At 35.9% G+C, this 19064-nt stretch carries 17 protein-coding genes; all 17 read left to right on the top strand.

Translation table 11 applies throughout. The features are described from left to right. The first annotated feature begins 82 nt into the window (after nucleotides 1-82). The 17 genes from bshC to sigE all read left to right on the top strand — a co-directional run bounded on the left by bshC (nucleotide 83) and on the right by sigE (nucleotide 19051). The gene (gene bshC / locus AN959_RS00340; RefSeq protein WP_056827386.1) at nucleotides 83-1702 is read left to right on the top strand and encodes a bacillithiol biosynthesis cysteine-adding enzyme BshC; all 1620 of its coding nucleotides are present in this window, start codon (nucleotides 83-85) and stop codon (nucleotides 1700-1702) included. A 451-nt stretch (nucleotides 1703-2153) separates the two neighbouring features. Then, nucleotides 2154-2585, top strand: coding sequence for a division/cell wall cluster transcriptional repressor MraZ (gene mraZ / locus AN959_RS00335; RefSeq protein ID WP_053590103.1), 432 nt, complete (start codon nucleotides 2154-2156; stop codon nucleotides 2583-2585). A 14-nt stretch (nucleotides 2586-2599) separates the two neighbouring features. After that, the gene (gene rsmH, locus AN959_RS00330) at nucleotides 2600-3550 is read left to right on the top strand and encodes a 16S rRNA (cytosine(1402)-N(4))-methyltransferase RsmH (protein ID WP_056827385.1); all 951 of its coding nucleotides are present in this window, start codon (nucleotides 2600-2602) and stop codon (nucleotides 3548-3550) included. After that, complete coding sequence (gene ftsL / locus AN959_RS00325) at nucleotides 3551-3919, top strand: cell division protein FtsL (RefSeq protein WP_053590101.1); 369 nt, start codon at nucleotides 3551-3553, stop codon at nucleotides 3917-3919. Beyond that, nucleotides 3916-6117: a penicillin-binding transpeptidase domain-containing protein gene (locus AN959_RS00320; protein WP_056827382.1), complete on the top strand. Its 2202-nt coding sequence runs from the start codon at nucleotides 3916-3918 to the stop codon at nucleotides 6115-6117. The genes ftsL and AN959_RS00320 overlap by 4 nt, the downstream gene beginning before the upstream one ends. Nucleotides 6118-6233: 116 nt before the next feature. Continuing rightward, nucleotides 6234-8084 (top strand): penicillin-binding transpeptidase domain-containing protein, encoded by a 1851-nt coding sequence (locus AN959_RS00315; RefSeq protein WP_056829050.1) that lies wholly within the window; start codon nucleotides 6234-6236, stop codon nucleotides 8082-8084. A gap of 51 nt (nucleotides 8085-8135) precedes the next feature. After that, complete coding sequence (mraY, locus tag AN959_RS00310) at nucleotides 8136-9107, top strand: phospho-N-acetylmuramoyl-pentapeptide-transferase (protein WP_053590099.1); 972 nt, start codon at nucleotides 8136-8138, stop codon at nucleotides 9105-9107. A gap of 1 nt (nucleotide 9108) precedes the next feature. Further along, nucleotides 9109-10464 (top strand): UDP-N-acetylmuramoyl-L-alanine--D-glutamate ligase, encoded by a 1356-nt coding sequence (gene murD / locus AN959_RS00305; RefSeq protein WP_056827381.1) that lies wholly within the window; start codon nucleotides 9109-9111, stop codon nucleotides 10462-10464. A gap of 34 nt (nucleotides 10465-10498) precedes the next feature. Next, complete coding sequence (locus AN959_RS00300) at nucleotides 10499-11575, top strand: FtsW/RodA/SpoVE family cell cycle protein (protein WP_156350701.1); 1077 nt, start codon at nucleotides 10499-10501, stop codon at nucleotides 11573-11575. 1 nt (nucleotide 11576) lies between these two features. Then, on the top strand, nucleotides 11577-12374 hold the full coding sequence (locus tag AN959_RS00295) for a cell division protein FtsQ/DivIB (RefSeq protein WP_053590097.1): 798 nt from the start codon (nucleotides 11577-11579) through the stop codon (nucleotides 12372-12374). Further along, nucleotides 12352-13071 carry a DUF881 domain-containing protein gene (locus AN959_RS00290; protein ID WP_053590096.1) on the top strand — a complete coding sequence of 240 codons (720 nt, stop codon included), beginning with the start codon at nucleotides 12352-12354 and terminating at the stop codon, nucleotides 13069-13071. The genes AN959_RS00295 and AN959_RS00290 overlap by 23 nt, the downstream gene beginning before the upstream one ends. A gap of 23 nt (nucleotides 13072-13094) precedes the next feature. Then, a complete protein-coding gene (locus tag AN959_RS00285; RefSeq protein ID WP_056827379.1) occupies nucleotides 13095-13814 on the top strand; it encodes a DUF881 domain-containing protein in 720 nt (239 codons plus the stop codon). A 4-nt stretch (nucleotides 13815-13818) separates the two neighbouring features. Beyond that, nucleotides 13819-14169, top strand: a complete 351-nt coding sequence (locus tag AN959_RS00280; protein ID WP_053590094.1) for a small basic family protein — start codon at nucleotides 13819-13821, stop codon at nucleotides 14167-14169. A gap of 111 nt (nucleotides 14170-14280) precedes the next feature. Continuing rightward, entirely contained in the window at nucleotides 14281-15573 is a 1293-nt protein-coding gene (ftsA, locus tag AN959_RS00275) for a cell division protein FtsA (RefSeq protein WP_056827377.1), read from the top strand. Nucleotides 15574-15615: 42 nt separating this feature from the next. Then, nucleotides 15616-16773: a cell division protein FtsZ gene (gene ftsZ, locus AN959_RS00270; protein WP_056827375.1), complete on the top strand. Its 1158-nt coding sequence runs from the start codon at nucleotides 15616-15618 to the stop codon at nucleotides 16771-16773. Between the two features lie 728 nt (nucleotides 16774-17501). Then, nucleotides 17502-18344: a sigma-E processing peptidase SpoIIGA gene (locus tag AN959_RS00265; RefSeq protein ID WP_056827373.1), complete on the top strand. Its 843-nt coding sequence runs from the start codon at nucleotides 17502-17504 to the stop codon at nucleotides 18342-18344. Beyond that, a complete protein-coding gene (gene sigE / locus AN959_RS00260; RefSeq protein WP_053590089.1) occupies nucleotides 18344-19051 on the top strand; it encodes an RNA polymerase sporulation sigma factor SigE in 708 nt (235 codons plus the stop codon). The genes AN959_RS00265 and sigE overlap by 1 nt, the downstream gene beginning before the upstream one ends. Nucleotides 19052-19064: the final 13 nt, after the last annotated feature.

Genomic DNA, 19064 nt, shown 5'->3' with positions numbered 1-19064 from the left:
GCCTCTGGCAAATGCTACAGATTTTATTTTAATCTGAGTACAATACGTCGAGGTGAATTTGAAATTTAGAGGTGGAAAAATCGTGCGAGTAGAGCAGTACACACAACCATTCGCTTCCTCATTTTATAAGAAATATTTAGAAGATATGCCTAGTTTGTCTTCTTTCTATCATTATGAATGGAATCAAAATGCATTAAATAATAGACTTCAGGAAACTGACTTTAGTAAACATAAAAGAAATGAACTGGTAGAAGTAATAACAAATTATATGAGTCCATTTGGGATATCAGAAAAAAGTAAATTGCATTTAGATGAATTAAAGGATAATGGAATTGTTGTTATTGGTGGACAACAAGCAGGTCTAATGTCAGGCCCTATGTATTCTATTCATAAAGCCATTTCCGTAATCGTGTTAGCAAAACAGCAACGAGAAGTTTTAGGCGTCCCTGTCATTCCAGTTTTTTGGATAGCGGGAGAGGATCATGATATTGATGAGGTTAATCATGTATACATAGAAAGAGGTCGAAAGCTTCAAAAGATGACTTATCCTGAAGCATCGAGAATCAAAAAGATGGCCTCTAAAAGTCCTTTTGAGAAAAAAATGATTACAGCTTATTTGGAAGAGTTGTTTAAAAGTCTGCCAGAAACCTTGCATACTAAAAACTTATTCCAAAAGATAAATGCTCTATTAGAAGATAATATGAATTATAGTGATTTTTTTGCAGCGTTGATGAATAACTTTTTCCAACAAGAAGGTTTGTTATTGATAGATGCCGCATATGAGCCTTTACGCAAATTAGAAAGTGAGTATTTTCAAAAAATGGTGAAGTATTCATCACGTCTCGCAGAGGTCGTATTTGAGAATGAAGCTGTTTTTGAAAAGGCTGGATATGGTACACCTATTCAGACAAAGGAAAATGCAGCTCACTTATTTTATGTAGAAGATGGAGAACGTTTTTTATTAGAAAGAAAAGATAAGAAATTTGTCAATGAAGGTAAAGGAATAGCTTTTTCAGAAGAAGAATTGATGAATATAGCTATAAATGAACCTGAAAAATTGAGTAATAATGTCGTAACAAGACCTCTAATGCAAGAAATGGTCTTTCCTGTATTAAGTTTTATTGGAGGTCCAGGAGAAATTGCTTACTGGGGTACACTTAAGTCTGCATTTGAATTGTTTGAAATGAGAATGCCGGTGATTATGCCAAGACTAAGTATTTCCATTGTGAACTCTAAAACGCAAAATTTGTTGGAGAAGCTATCCTTCCGCATTCCTGAAATATGGGAAGGCATGGTTGAAAAAGCGAAGCTTCAATTTATTGATGAACATAGAAATGAAAAGATACCAACACTGCTCACTTCAATAGAAGAGGATATTACAGCAAAATATAAAGAGTTAGAAACGATTCTTCTTGAAGAAGAGAATTTAAAGTTAGCTCCTTTAGTAAATAAAAATTTAGATTATCATAAAAAACAAATAACATTTTTAAATAATGCAATAGAAGACACTCTTCTAGGAAAGCTTGATGCTTCCATTTATCGTTATGATCGTTTAACGATGGAATTAAATCCAAATGGAGGATTACAAGAACGTACATTTTCACCACTTCAGCTTTTAAACGAAGTTGGGATGGAATTGATACAGGATCTTTTAGAACTTCCTTACGAGTTTAATGGGAAGCATCAGATTGTGTATATATAAAAGGCTCTTGATACAATACCCCTTTAAGTGAAGAAGTAAACTTGGAATTCAGTATTCAGGACTTTTGATTTTTCATCATTCAATTGAATCCCTACCATTCTCACAATTTAAAGAGGGCGATTGCATGAGCGAATTATGGACCTAAAAAAGTAAACAAGAGCAAGCAGAATGAAGTAGCACTTTCTACGGTGATGAACTTTCATCAGGAGTAAGTTGCATAATGACAAGGAAGTTTATCAGAGCAAAAAAAAATCTCCACGGTAAATCGTGGAGATTTTTTATATGGAAAAATACCTGTATTTTTATTAAACTACATAAACTTTCTTTCGCTTTTTCCATCTCAACAAGTACTATTTACACATTTTGAAAATTATTACACTAAATTTTGAAAAATGGGTGGAGGAAAGTGGGGGGATGTGGTATGTTATTCTCATAAAGTGGGGTGAATAGCATGTTCATGGGCGAATATCAACATAACGTTGATCCGAAAGGCCGGTTAATCATACCTTCCAAGTTTCGGGAGCATTTAGAAGATTGTTTTGTTTTAACACGCGGTCTTGATAATTGCTTATTTGGTTATCCTATGAATGAATGGCGAAAACTCGAGGAAAAATTAAAAGAACTTCCTGTTACGAAAAAAGATGCTCGGGCATTTACCCGTTTTTTCTTTTCTGGTGCAACAGAGGTTGAAATTGACAAACAAGGTCGTATTAATATCCCAAGTAATTTACGTAGCTATGCAAAGATGGATAAAGAATGTATAGTTTTGGGTGTTTCCAATCGTTTAGAAATATGGGCTAAGGATGCTTGGGAAAATTACTTTGAGGAATCTGAGGACTCATTCAATGACATTGCAGAAAATATGATTGGCTTTGACATATAAGAGGAGGAAAAGGCTTGTTTCATCACACAACGGTATTATTAAAAGAAACGGTAGATGGACTTGCCGTTCGTCCAGATGGAATTTATGTGGACTGTACTCTGGGAGGAGCAGGCCATAGTGAATATCTTGTCCAGCAATTAGGGGAAAGTGGTAGGTTAATTTGTTTTGACCAAGATAGGACAGCTATTGAGAACGCAAAAGTTAGATTAGCTCCTTTCCTAGACAAAGTAACATTTGTACATGCAAATTTCCGTTATCTAAAAGAGGAACTTGAAAATATTGGAATCGAAAAAGTGGATGGTGTTCTATATGATTTAGGAGTTTCTTCTCCACAGCTCGATACTCCAGAACGAGGCTTTAGTTACAATTACGATGCACCACTAGATATGAGGATGGATCAGACAAGTGAATTAACTGCTTTTCACGTAGTAAATGATTGGCCATATGAAAAACTAGTGAAAATATTCTTTCGATATGGTGAAGAGAAATTCTCTAAGCAAGTTGCGAGAAAGATTGAGCAGGCTAGAGAAAACGCTCCAATTGAAACAACATTTCAATTAGTTGAATTAATAAAAGCTGGAATCCCTGCAGCTGCAAGGAGAACTGGTGGACATCCTGCGAAACGAATTTTCCAAGCTATAAGAATAGCTGTGAATGATGAACTAGGAGCAGCGGAAGATTCATTAGAGGATGCAATTAAAGTTATTAAGGTTGGCGGAAGAATAAGTGTTATTACATTTCATTCTCTAGAGGATAGATTAACCAAAACTATCTTTAAAGAAGCTGCGTCTTTACCAGAATTACCACCTAATTTACCTGTAATACCAGTAGGAATGGAGCCGTCTTTAAAACTTATCACTAGAAAGCCTATTTTACCTTCTGTAGAAGAATTAGAAGAAAATAATAGATCTCGTTCAGCTAAACTAAGAATTGTGGAAAAAATTAATGAAAAGGGAAGTGTTTAAATGGCTTTACGTAAACATCAGTCACAAACATACATAAGTCGTCCTTCTTTTCCTGAACAACCACAAATAAAGAAGCCGACTAAACAAGCGAAAAAGATATTGACAAAAGGGGAAAGATTCCTTCTTATAGGTTTATTATCAGCAGTAACTATACTTGCTTTAATGATCATTCAAACTCAGACAGCTGTACGTTCAACAAATGCAGACATACAACTAATGGAAAAACAAATCGACAATGTATCAAAAGAAAATACAGACTTGTCCATACAAGTAAGCGAATTATCTACCTATGAGCGTATTTGGAAAAAAGCGGAAGAGCTCGGTTTAAAACTAAATGAGCAAAACGTAAAGGTAGTACCAGGACAATGAATAAGAAATTTCGTTTTCAATGGGGAGCCTTTCTAATGTTTTTACTTTATGGAGGGCTCTTTTTTCTATTGTTAAGCCGATTTGTGTTTATTCAAGTTACGGGGACTGCAGAAGGACAAGTATTATCTACAAAAGCAGACTCTAAGTATAGTAGAGAACAAGTGATTCCAGCAAGTAGAGGTAAAATTGTAGACCGTAACGGAGATATTATTGTAGAAGATACGCTAAGTTATAAAATTATTGCAGTTATAAGTCCTGAAGCTACCAATAACAGTAGTGCACCACGGCATGTAGTAGATCCTGAAAAAACTGCGAAAGTGTTAGCTGAATATATTGATATGCCAGAGCAAGATATATTGGACGTGCTAAACAAATATATAAAAGCAGGTAAATATCAAGTGGAGTTCGGAAAAGCTGGTAGGGATATTAGCTATAAAGTAATGACAGAAATTAAAAATAACAATCTACCAGGAATAATTTTTGTTCAAGATATGAAAAGACTTTATCCAAATGGGCAATTTGCCTCTCATCTAATTGGTTTCGCCTTAAAAGAAGAAAATGAAGATGGCGAAGCTGTAGCGGTAGGAAAGATGGGCTTGGAGTATATTTATGATGAAGAATTAACCGGAACGCCTGGAAAAGTAAATTTTAAGAGTGATACGAAAGGCTTTTTATTGCCAAATGCTGAAAAAATGATAACGAATCCGAAAGATGGAGACAATATTCATTTAACGATTGATAAAACAATACAAAACTTCTTAGAAGATGCACTTAACAAAGCAGAAGAAAAGTATAATCCTGAAAAAATGACCGCTATTGTTGCGAATCCTAAAACAGGAGAAATTCTTGCTATGTCGCAAAGACCTACCTTCGAGCCGAATACGAGAGAAGGATTATCTACGAACTGGCTAAATGAAGCAATTGAACAAACGATTGAACCTGGCTCAACGATGAAAATTTTCACGTTAGCATCAGCAATTGAAGAAGGAGTATGGGAGCCGAATGCCACGTATAAATCTGGATCCTATACAGTATATGATCGAACAATACGTGATCACAACGTATATGGATGGGGCACTATTTCTTACTTAGAAGGTTTTCAACGCTCTTCAAATGTGTCGATGGCTTACTTGTTAAATAGAATCGGAGATGAGACTTTTATAGATTATATTCATCGATTTGGATTTGGAGAAAAAACAGGGATTGATTTGCCACATGAAGCGACTGGGACGGTTAGTGATAAGTATCCTATTAATAGGGTAACTACCACTTATGGTCAAGGGACTACTGTTACACCAATTCAGCTTGTTCAAGCCATGACTGCCATTGCAAATAAAGGTAAAATGATGCAGCCATATGTGATAGATAAAATTGTAGATCCAAGCACAGGAAAGCTAGTTAGCGATCACAAACCAGTTGAAAAGGAATCTCCAATATCCGAAAAGACTGCGGAACAGGTGAAAGAAATTTTAGCAAGTACGGTTACATCGGAAAAAGGGACTGCTCAACGGTTTAAATTAGATGATTATACTACTGCTGGGAAAACAGGTACCGCTCAAATTGCAAACCCTGAGGGTGGATATTTTTGGGGTCGTAATTTGTTTTTGTATTCCTTTTTAGGGTTGGCACCTGTCGAAGATCCACAACTTATTGTCTATGTTGCTGTCCACAAACCGCAATTGAAAGACACCGAGGTAGGATCAGAGCCTACTTCAGACATTTTTAATTCTGTAACAGAAAACAGCTTAAAATACTTAAATATACAACCTGAAAATCTTGAACTTGCCTCTTCCATAAAAATGCCAAATATTGTCGGGCAAAATATGATGGAAAGTCAGACCACACTAGAGTCACAAGGCTTAAAAACTGTTATAATTGGACAGTCGGAAAACGTGAAAGAGCAATTCCCAGCCGCAGGAACTTCGATTTTAGCCAAAGGTACAGTTTTTATAAAAGGTGAGGGAGACATTGAACTTCCTAACTTCACCGGATGGTCCAAACGTAATATTATGATTTATAAATCATTATCAAATATACCAATTGAAATTTCAGGTGAAGGTTATGTAACAAGCCAAAGTTTAACTGCTGGATCTATTGTTTCAAAAGATACTCCTGTTGTTGTTCACTTGTCGACACCAGAAGAAACAAAAATTGTACCTGAATTAGAGGAATCTATGGAAGAACCACCCCAAGACTAATGGAGTGATAGAATAGTTTTTGTCATTTTCTCATACGTTATCTAAAACGAATAAAAGGGGAAAGTGTAATTTCTAAAGTAAAACAAGTTTTGCGTCTCCGTGTAATTTGGGTATTGATGATTTTATTGTTTTTAGCTGTTGTGTTGAAGTTAGTGCAGCTTCAATTTTTTCAGTTTGATGAATTGACAACCAAAGCAAAAGAGAGTTGGGATCGTGAGCTTCCTTACGCATCGCTTCGGGGGAATATATTGGATAGGAATGGAGAGGTAATTGTCGGAAATAAGCTTTCTCCTACATTATTTTACATGCCTTCACAAAACGATGAACCAGAAAAAGTAGCCAAAGAAATCGCTCCACTTTTAAATATGGAGGAAGCAAAATTATTTGAACAACTCAATAAAAGAGATTACTTAGTAAAAATTGCACCACATGGGAAAAATATTAGTTCCGAACTTGCGATGCAAATCCAGGATAAAAATATTCCGGGACTATATGCGGGTATCGATTATATACGAGACTATCCAAATGGTAATATGCTTTCAAGATTAATAGGTTTTACAGGTTATGATGCTCAAGGGCTAGCAGGAATCGAATATCAATACGATTCCGTTTTAAAAGGAAAGCAATCAGCGATTCGAATGTTTACAGATGCAAAAGGAGTTCCGCTTCCCCATGTGGATGATGGATGGAAAAATGGAGTTTCGGGTAATCATGTTCAACTGACCATCGATATGAAAATCCAACAGGTTGTGGAAAGAGAACTTTCACAAGCAATGCAAAAATACGAAGCAACACAGGCGATTGCGATTGTGATGAATCCGAAAAATGGAGAAATTCTTGCTCTTTCTTCTGCCCCAAATTTTGATCCATCGTCTTATCAGGAAGTTGACTCTACTATTTATAATCGTAATTTACCAGTTTGGATGACTTTCGAGCCTGGATCTACCTTTAAAATTATTACATTGAGCGCAGCATTAGAAGAAAAGGTAGTCGATTTGGAAGATGATCATTTTCATGATGCTGGCTATACAATGATAGAGGGATCACGACTAAGATGCTGGAAGAGATCTGGACATGGAAATCAAACCTTCTTGGAAGTTGTGGAGAACTCCTGTAACCCAGGTTTTATTGAACTAGGAAGAAGAGTAGGGCCGGAAAAACTTTCGGATTACATACGAAAATTTGGTTTCGGGCAATCAACAGGGTCAGGAATGGCTGGTGAATCGACAGGAATTCTTTTTAGTAAGGAAGCTTATGGACCGGTAGAGCATGCCACCACATCGTTTGGTCAAGGTATTTCTGTAACACCAATACAGCAGGTTCAAGCTGTTGCTGCTGCTATAAACGGTGGAAAATTATTTAAACCATTTATTATAAAAAATATTTTAGATGGCGAAACGAACGAAATTTTATCTACTTCTGAGCCAGATATGAAACACCAGGTAATTAGTGAGGAAACATCAGCGAAGGTTCGAGAAGCGCTCGAACATGTTGTAGCGGAAGGTTCTGGCCGAAATGCTTATCGTGATCAATTGCGAATTGGCGGAAAAACTGGAACAGCTCAAAAAGTACAAAATGGTAGATATATGGACGGTGAATATATCGTTTCATTTATAGGATTTGCTCCTGCGGATGATCCAGAGTTAATCGTTTATGTTGCCATTGACAATCCTAAGCATAGTACACAATTTGGTGGAGTTATTGCCGCACCTATAGTAGGTCAAATCATTGAGGACTCCCTGGAAGTTACTGCAGGTGGTAAGCAACTTGAAAAAGAATATCGTTGGGGGGATATCCAACAAGTTCGTGTACCAAACTTAGTAGGAATAAAGAAAAAAGAGATAACATCTTATATGTATCCATTTACAATTGTTTGGCATGGTGATGGGGAAGAAATACTTTCACAATTACCAAAGGAAAACAGTTTAATTCCATTAGACGGAAAAATACATGTCTACACAAAATAATTAACTATAGTAAATTTATTGATAGTTGATCGCAACTAAGGAGATTTTTTCATGACTTTATCTACAACGATTATTACAATTAGTATTAGTTTTCTTTTGTCCGTTATTCTTGCACCAATAATTATCCCGTATTTAAGAAGGATGAAGTTTGGTCAAAGTATTCGAGAAGAAGGACCAGAATCCCATCAAAAAAAAGCAGGAACACCTACAATGGGTGGGCTTATATTTTTAATTTCGATCATTATTTCGACTGTAGCAGTCTCATTTTACTTCGATAAGCTAACAACGCAATCTATCGTGTTGCTTATAATTTTAGTCGGATTCGGATTAATTGGCTTTTTAGATGATTTTATCAAAGTAGTATTAAAAAGAAATTTAGGCTTAACTTCTATTCAAAAATTAATAGGTCAAATTGTCATCTCCGTTGGGGCATATTTCTTATTAAAGCTTGGACCATTTGACACAACACTTTCTATACCATTTACAAATACAGAGATGGACCTAGGACAATTTTATGTAGCATTCCTTATTTTTTGGTTAGTTGGATTTTCAAATGCTGTAAATCTTTCAGATGGTTTAGATGGTTTAGTATCAGGTACAGCCTCCGTTGCTTTTGCTACGTTTGGTGTGCTTGCTCTCGCATATGAGCAAACAGATATAGCAATCTTTACCTTTAGTGTGTCAGGTGCATTATTAGGATTTCTTCTGTTCAATAAGAACCCCGCTAAAGTTTTTATGGGTGATACAGGGTCACTAGCATTAGGTGGAGCCTTAGCAATGGTTTCTATTCTTGTAAAACAAGAGCTTTTATTGTTACTAGTAGGGATTATTTTTGTATTAGAGACGTTGTCTGTTATTTTGCAAGTAATTAGTTTTAAAACAACAGGTAAGCGTATTTTTAAAATGAGCCCTATTCATCACCATTTTGAGCTTTCTGGATGGTCAGAAAAAAGAATAGTAACTGTATTTTGGGCTATCGGCTTTATAGCAGCAATGCTAGTTGTTATTTTGGAGGTTGTATAAAATGAAGCAATTACCAATGGTATATCATAAAAAGATCCTTGTATTAGGACTTGCGAAAAGCGGTACAGCTGCTGCCGAAATTTTACATGATTTAGGAGCATTTGTTACAGTTAATGATTCGAAACCTTTTGATGAAAATGAACATGCACAGTACTTACTTTCTAAAGGGTTAACAGTCATTTGTGGAAGTCATCCGGAGGATCTTTTAGACGAGGGATTCAGTCTTATAGTAAAGAACCCTGGTATTCCTTACACAAATTCTGTCATTGCTGAAGCTAAAAAGAGAGGAATACCAGTTTGGACAGAGGTGGAATTAGCTTATCGAATAAGTGATGCTCCAATGATTGGCATCACAGGGTCAAATGGAAAAACTACAACAACAACTTTAGTATTTGAGATGTTAGAAGCAGGAAGTAAACAACCATTAGTTGCAGGTAATATTGGTACTGTTGCAAGTGCTGTCGCATCAGAAGCAACAAAAGAAAATGTAATTGTGACGGAGTTATCCTCTTTTCAGTTGATGGGTACAGAACAACTAAAACCACATATTTCCATTTTGATGAATTTATATGAAGCTCATTTAGACTATCATACTAATTTTCAAGAATATACAGATGCAAAATTTAACATTACTAAAAATCAAGACTCTTCGAACTGGTTTATTTATAATGGTGAGCAGCAAATTGTGAAAGATTATGCTAGTAAAAGTAATGCAAAGAAAGTACCTTTCTATGTAAGTAAAAAAGCAGAGGAAGGAATAAGTGCAGATGATACCTATGTATATTGGAATGGAGAAAAATTATTTGAACGATCTATCATTGCACTACGTGGAAAACATAATTTAGAAAATGTGTTAGCATCGACCGCAGCTGCCATTTTAATGGAATGTTCTTTAGATAGTATTGTTCATGTTCTTTCAACATTTCATGGTGTTAAACATCGAACACAATTTGTTCGTGAGTGGAAAAATAGAAAGTTTTATAATGATTCAAAAGCTACAAATGCGCTTGCTACCAAAAGTGCTTTAGAAGGCTTTTCAGAACCTGTTATATTACTTGCAGGCGGTGTAGATCGTGGGCATTCTTTTGATGAATTAGTTCCACATTTACAAAATGTGAAGGCGCTCATACACTATGGTGCTACTGCTGATAGACTACAAATATTTGGTGAACAGCAAGGAATTCCATCCGTAATACGAGTAAGTAACTTAGTAGATGCAATTGCAGAAGGAGTTAGAATTTCTAATGAGGGAGATGTTATTCTACTTTCTCCAGCATGCGCTAGTTGGGATCAATACGAAAGCTTTGAGATTCGTGGAGATGAATTTATTGAACAAGTGCTAGCATTAAAAGATTAACGAAGGGATGAACTAAACGAACGATAAAAGAACAATTCTATTTTTAGCATCTGTCCTTTTTTTATCTATTGTCGGAATACTTTTCGTACACTCAGCAGGGTCCTACTGGAGTCAAGTACATTATAAAGACCAATTACCATTTGCTTTCAAGCAAGGCAGTTATTTAATAGTTGGTATTTTAGGTGCTTTATTTATACGAAACAAAAGCTTTATAAGGCTTCCTAGATTTTGGTTAATCATCTATGTGTTTTCTATATTATTTTTAATAGGTGTACTTATTCCAGGTATTGGGGTAGTTCGAAATGGTTCACAAAGTTGGATTTCGCTAGGATTTATGAACTTTCAGCCTGCTGAGCTTGCTAAAATTGCAGTATTAGGAATGCTTGCATTTTCTTTGGCATATGAGAAAAAAACAAAAGGTCAAATCTATTTCCAAAGTGCCGTAATTTTATTGCTGCCTATTTCTTTTATTATGATACAACCAGATTTTGGTTCAGCATTCGTTCTAATCGTTGCATCTTTTTTCCTGCTGTTTGCAGCAGGATTGCCTTTGAAATTTTTTGTTACCGTTGGAATAACAGGAATAGTAGCTCTAGTCGCATTAATTGCTTCGGCTCCCTATAGGCTTGATCGGATTCAATCATTTCTTGATCCATGGAGTGATCCGTTAGGTACTGGCTTTCAAGCGATTCAATCATTACTTGCGGTTGGACCGGCCGGACTGTTTGGGTTTGGATATGGAAACAGTAGACAAAAGTTTTTATACTTACCGGAACCGCAGAATGATTTTATTTTCTCTATCCTTTTAGAGGAAACGGGTTTCATCGGAGGTTTCATCATTATTTCAGCTTTTGTTCTATTTTTTACTACTGGCTTTGCAATGGCTGCGCGTACCAAAACACGTGCTTATCAATTAACTATTATTGGTTTCACTTCCTTATTGGCAGTACAAACATTTTTAAACATGGGAGTAGTTACAGGTTTACTACCAGTTACAGGGGTTACTTTACCATTTATCAGCTACGGTGGATCTTCTTTGGTTACCACATGGGGGATAATTGGTATTATCTTAAACTTAGCAAATGATTCTATAAGAGAAGGGAGGCGGTAGAATGGAAAAAGTAATAGATATTGAAGATCGAATACCAACCTTTAAAGAACGTAGACGACGAAGAACAAATAAAAAGTTTTCCATTCTACTTTTTCTCTTCGTTACTACACTATTGATAGTTTTATATTTTCAATCCTCTTACAGTCAGATTCAATCAATCACAGTTAGTGGTGCTTCTTTATTGTCTGATGAACAATATATAGAACAAAGCACACTACAACTAGGAGAATCGATGTGGGGCTTTAGAGAAAACAAAGTGACAGAAATGATAGAACAAAATGATTGGGTGGAATCTGCTAAAGTTAAACGCACTTGGTTAACTGGTGTAGAAATTCAAATAAAAGAATATAAAAAAGTTGGTTATGAGGAAAACGGTGAAGGTCTTCATATTATTCTAGAGAATGGGAAGACTATAGAACCTGAAGGACAAGTAGTACCAATAGATGGCCCTATCCTATCAGGTTTTAATAAAGAGAAAATTAGGGTAAGGCTCATAAAAGAGTTAAAAAACTTGGACTCCGAAGTATTATTAACTATTTCTCAAATTAATTATAAGCCGACAGAGAATGACCCATATTCGATTCAAGTTTTTATGAATGATGGAAATGAGGTTCAAGCTATAATTCCTTCTTTCTCTGAAAAAATGAACTTCTATCCATCCATCGTGTCTCAGCTTGAACCAGATATAAAAGGAATTATTGATCTTGAAGTTGGCTCCTTTTTCCAACCGTATAAAGAAGTGTATAACAATGTTGTTGAAGAGGAGGCGGTGGAGGTTGAAGAAGAACAAACTCCTTAGAATACCTTCGAGAGGACTAGTACTAATTTCTTTAGTAAGTTTAGTGTTAGGTTTTATACTCGCATACTCGTATAGTATTTCTTCTGCAAACAAAGAACAAGCTAAAAACTCAGTAAATTTTAATGAACAGGAAAAATACAAAAAAGAGTTAATCGAGCAAAAAGAAAGAAATAATGAGCTCTCGGATGAAATAAATGAGAAACAGCATGAAATCAAAGAATTTGAACAGTCTTTTGTGAATAGTGAAGAGAACGTTGAAGAGTTAGTGGATGAGGCAGAAATGTTACGATTATTAATCGGTGACATTCCTTCCGAAGGAAAAGGAATTGCAGTCTCTCTTCAAGATGGTGCTTATAACCCGTCACAAGAGAATCCAAATGATTATATTGTCCATGAGAGCCATGTATTTAAGGTCATTAATGAGTTAAAAATATCTGGTGCAGAAGCTGTATCTATCAATGGGCAAAGACTCCATTCAAATTCCTATATTCGTTGTACAGGTCCAGTTATTACAGTTGACGGTAAAACGTTTCCAGCACCTTTTACGATTGAGGCTGTAGGCGATCCAGAGGTATTACTTGCTTCTGTCAATCTAGGTGGAGGTGTTGTTGATCAATTAACAAGTGATAACATTATCGTAACTGTGGAGGAAAAAGGGAGAATAACGATGCCTGCTTTACGTGACGACAAAAATTAAACAAGGTGAAGGAGGCCGAATAAATGAAAAAAACCGTCTATATTCGGTTTACATTAATTTTGTTAATAGTTGGCTTTATGTTAGCAGTCCAGTACAATACTGTACAAAAACCTGAGGAACGAGATACTAGGGATGTTTGGGCAATACGACAAGAACTTGCAAAAGAAACTGAATTACATTCAGAATTATTGTCGGAAGTGCGTGTGTTGGAGCAAACGATTGATAAATATGAAAATATGGTAAACGAAAGTCCCAAAACTGCTTTGAATGAAACCGTTGAACAGTTGAAACAAGACATTGGATTAAAAGATTTTAATGGCCCGGGCTTAACAATAACTGTGGAACCATCCTTAGAAAGTATTGCTGTTGGACAAGCTATTGAAGGAATAACTCCTGATTTACTTGTTCGTCTTATAAATGAAATTAATCATTTCAAAGCTAAAGCGATTGAAGTCGATGGAAAAAGGATGATTTATTCTTCAGCAATAAGGGATGTGAATGGAAGGACAACCGTTAATAATCTTGCTATAAAAACGGCTCCATTTACGATAAAAATTGGCACAACCACTTACGACGACGCTAAAAAAATGTATAATCAATTAGAGGCTTCGACTATCGGAGATGACTTTTACATTGATAACTTAAAACTAGTAGTTGGAGAACCGGTAACCGATTTAGACATAGGTGCTTATGATCAATCAATCAATAAACAATTTTTATTTGAAATTCCAGGAGGAGAGTAAATAAATGTGGTTGCCGTTATTAGGTCTAATACTTGGAATTTCACTTGGTCTTTTAACAGATATACAAATCCCGGAGATATATGAAAATTATTTGTCTATAGCTGTACTTGCAGCATTAGATACTTTATTTGGAGGAATTAGGGCCCATTTACAAGGGGTGTATGATGATAAGGTATTTGTCTCTGGATTTTTCTTTAACATAGTTTTAGCAGCCGCCCTAGCTTTTTTAGGAGTACATTTAGGTGTTGACTTATATTTAGCTGCAATCTTTGCTTTTGGAGTTCGTTTATTCCAAAATATTGCGGTTATACGTCGGTTAATTTTGACAAAGTGGTCTGAAAGAAATAATACATAGTCATATTTGCGTAAAGTCATGAAATATCGACTATTTGATTAGAAATTTTTAGACTTTATTAGTTTTTTACAATAGAATAATAAATAAAGAGTTTTTAGGAGGTGCCACGGGTTGAATCAATCAGAATTGTACGTATCATTAGATATTGGGTCGTCATCGATTAAAGTTTTAATCGGTGAAATGAGTGATGACTCGCTGCATGTTATTGGTGTAGGAAATGTTAAATCAAATGGGATTCGTAAAGGTTCCATTGTAGATATAGACGCAACCGTGCAGTCCATTAAGAAAGCTATTAGTGAAGCTGAACGTATGATTGGGATGTCAATTCAAGAAATAGTGCTTGGTATTCCTGCTAATCTAGCAAACATTCAAAACGTAAAAGGTGTAGTCGCTGTTAATCGTGAGGACAGAGAAATTACAGATACAGATTTAGATAGAGTGATTGAATCTGCTCAAGTAATGTCAATTCCTCCTGAACGTGAACTGATCAATATAGCTCCTAAGCAATTTATCGTCGATCATCTTGATGAAATTAAAGATCCGCGAGGAATGATTGGAACCCGTCTAGAAATGGATGGAATCATGATGACTACATCAAAAACAATTTTACATAATGTGTTAAGATGTGTGGAACGAGCTGGGTTACAAATAAGAGAGATATATTTACAGCCATTAGCTGGTGGTTATTTTGCTTTAACCGAAGATGAAAAAAATCACGGTACTGCCTATATAGATATAGGTGGAGGATCTACCACCATCGCCATTTTTAGCGAAGGACATTTAATTAATACTTCCGTAATACCAGTAGGTGGCGATCATATTACGAAAGATTTATCGATTGTATTAAAAACACCTACAGAACAAGCTGAAAAAATTAAAATTCAATATGGACATGCCTTCTATGATGATGCATCAGATGATGAGCTTTTTGAAGTACCAGTCATTGGTGCAGATATGAAAGAACAATATTCTCAGAGATATATAGCTGAAATTATTGGTGTTCGCTTAGAAGAGCTTTTCGAGTTGGTTTTAGAAGAATTTTACCGAATGGGTCTACAAGACTTACCTGGTGGTGTTGTAATTACTGGTGGAGTTGCCAAGCTAGAAGGTATTGGACAACTTGCAAGACATATTCTACAAACAAGAGTACGTTTATACACGCCGGATTATATTGGTGTTCGTGAACCACAATATACAACTGCTGTTGGTCTTATAAGATATGCCTATAAAGAAGATCTTTTCTATGGTAAAATTGGTAGCAGCCATGCATTATCACAAATGGCACAAACTGAATCAACACCAAGTCCTAAGAAACAAAAACAGACCGTTCAAAACGGGAACAATGAAAACAAAGAAAGTGCAATTACCAAAGCCAAGAAATTTTTCGATAAGTTTTTTGAATAACAAAACCATTATCATAGTTGAAAGAATATAGGAGGCAATAGCATGCTAGAATTTGAAACGAACGATGACCAATTAGCCATCATTAAAGTTATTGGAGTAGGTGGCGGCGGTAATAATGCAGTAAATCGAATGATCGAACATGGAGTACAGGGCGTTGACTTTATAGCTGTAAACACGGATGCCCAAGCGCTTAACATGTCTAAAGCAGAAGTTAGATTACAAATTGGCGGAAAACTTACTCGTGGACTTGGAGCAGGTGCAAATCCGGAAGTTGGTAAGAAAGCAGCAGAAGAAAGTAAAGAGCAAATTGAGGAAGCATTACGAGGCGCTGATATGGTCTTTGTTACAGCTGGTATGGGCGGTGGAACTGGAACAGGAGCAGCTCCTGTAATTGCCCAAATCGCACGTGATATTGGTGCGTTAACTGTAGGAGTTGTGACTCGTCCATTCACTTTTGAAGGTCGTAAACGTTCGACTCAGGCAATTGGCGGTATTGGTATGATGAAAGAAGCTGTAGATACACTGATTGTAATTCCTAACGATCGTCTTCTTGAAATTGTGGACAAAAATACTCCAATGCTAGAGGCATTCAGAGAAGCAGATAACGTATTACGTCAAGGGGTTCAAGGTATTTCAGATCTAATCGCTGTTCCTGGTTTGATCAACCTTGACTTTGCCGATGTTAAAACGATTATGTCTAACAAAGGTGCAGCTCTAATGGGTATCGGTATTTCAGGTGGAGATAATCGAGCTGCTGAAGCTGCAAAAAAAGCAATTTCAAGCCCACTTCTAGAAACTTCAATTGATGGAGCTACAGGAGTCCTAATGAATATTACAGGCGGATCAAATTTAAGTCTATTTGAGGTTCAGGAAGCTGCAGATATCGTTGCTTCTGCTTCAGATGAAGAAGTGAATATGATATTTGGTTCGGTTATTAATGATAATTTAAAGGATGAAATTATCGTTACGGTAATAGCAACTGGTTTCAATGAAGAATTGCTTACTCAAAATAAACCAAGAAATACTGGGTTTGGAGCAGCACGTGCACAACAAGCGGCAACTACTCCTCCTCCACTTCGTGAGCAACGTAAAGAAGAACAACATCAACCATTACACCAAGAGCGACCGAATGTACAACACCAGCAAGAGGATGCATTAGATATACCAACATTCTTAAGAAATCGTCAAAGAAGAAACTAATTTTAAAACAGAGAAGCAATCACGAATAGGTGGTTGCTTTTTTTATTATGTGCGTTTAGAAAAACAAAAACAAATCAGTACCTTATAATTTTGAACGCGGATGTGCGCTTGCAGTATCCTACGCATGAGCCTCGTCAGAAGTAACTTGTTAATGATAAGTGAAGAGTTATCTCTATGTGAGTTAGCTAGTTTAATTGGTAATATTTCACTAAAAATGACACGAAATGTCGGAACAAGACCAATTAAGTTACAGCCGAGACTATTTATAGCGTTACCGAGACCAATTCAATGACAACCGAGACTAATCGCAGCACAACCGAGACTAATCGCAGCATAACCGAGACCAATTTCACTATAACAGAGACCATTACTCGAAATTCATTAAATAGTAACGCTCTTTCCTATTAATAGGAGTCACTTGCATTCGTTGCTTAGTCAGCCGTATGACGTCAGCTGTGTGTGCAGGCGCATACAGTGGCTCATGCGGACGTGCGGCCAGCGCGAAAGCCTATAGATAGTGACTTTGCCTTTCGTATCTTACTTTTTCACTAATTTGATAATAAACCTCATATTTTTAACTTGCCTCTTTCTCTTCTATTACCCTTTTCACTTAAATTTAGTTATTCTACATAGCACTTCTTGTCGTAAAAAAAGAATGATTTCTCTCCCCTGATTTGACATTTTTCTTACAAATGACATGTTACGATTTAATCAAAAGGAGGGAAGCTATGTATGCAGAAGTAATGATTGCAACCAATACTTTTTTTAATTACACTGTTTTGGCATTTGCAAATCGTATTGGCTGGATAGAAAACAAAAAAAGATATTTGTTTTTATCCGCTTTTATCGCAGGAACAATTACAGTCACATTCTCACACTATTTCATTACTGTTTTCTTATCTTTCTTTCTTATGATCGGTATAGCTTTTTGGCGTAAACGTTCACAAATCATTAAGGCTATTGCACTTACTTTACTTGCAAGTCTATTTGCTGGAGGTTTACTTACAGCTATCGCTCCACTCTATCACACCAGTAGCAGTCTCTTCATGTTTGTAAACTTCGCTTTGATTGCCACAGGAGGCTTGTATTTATTAACAAAGCATGTATTGCATATTAATATTGCTAATTCAGAAAGAGAGCTGTTATTCTCCTCACATCTCCGTTTGTTTGGACAAACAAAGGAATTAACCCTTTTTATAGACTCAGGGAATGTTTGCAAAGAACCACTTTCTAATGATCCGGTTCATTTTGTTGCTGCAGAAATGTTACAAGATATTCTTCCAGAGTCTTTGTTTCAAGCAATTTGTGATTGGGAGTTCGATCGAAAAGTTGGCTTGGACAACCTGCCAAAAGAGTTCATAAGCAAATTAAGATTAATACCAATTACTACGATTCAACAAGAAAAAACATGGGTCATAGGGATGAAGTATGATGAGTGGAAAGTGAACGAACAAAATTTACCAAGAGGTTATATAGTCATGACGAGGTTGCGTGATAAATTTCCACATGGAGCTGAAGGAATCTTACATAGCTCTTCCTACTATCATCTAAAGAAAAGGAGTGTCAGTTAATGTTGTTAAAGTTTTTTCGTCGAATCTATTTTTGGATAATCTCTCTAAGGAAGAGTAGTGTACACTACATTGGTGGAAATGAATCTTTACCAAAACCACTAACAAGAGAAGAAGAGAGAGAGATGCTCCTTGCTTTTATGGATGGAGATGAATATGCACGAGATGTTTTAATAGAACGAAATCTACGTCTTGTAGTTTATATAGCACGAAGATTTGATCAAACTAATACGAATATAGAGGATTTAATAAGTATTGGTTCGATTGGTCTTATAAAAGCGGTGGAAACTTTTAATTTGGATAAAGGTATTAAACTGGCAACATACGCATCAAGGTGCATCGAAAATGAAATATTAATGCATTTGAGAAAAACGAATCGAATGAAATCGGAGGTTTCTTTTGACGAACCTTTGAATTCTGATTCAGATGGTAATGAGCTCCTTCTATCAGATATTTTAGGAACAAGTGAAGATTTGATTATTGAAGATGTCGAGAAAAAGTTAGAGCGACAACACGTGTTTGACGCGATTAATCTATTGGGGAATCGAGAAAAATATATTATGCAATGTCGTTTTGGATTAAATGGAAAAGAGGAAATGACTCAAAAAGAAGTAGCAGATCATCTTGGCATTTCTCAATCTTATATTTCTCGTTTAGAGAAGAAAATAATATTGGATTTAAAAGAGCTTTTAAATGAACCAATAGCCTAATGGGTGAAATTGG

The organism is Psychrobacillus sp. FJAT-21963 (assembly GCF_001420585.1).
Taxonomy (GTDB): Bacteria; Bacillota; Bacilli; order Bacillales_A; family Planococcaceae; genus Psychrobacillus.
The sequence above is the reverse complement of the archived record's forward strand: the minus strand, read 5'-3'. Positions and strand labels throughout refer to the sequence as shown.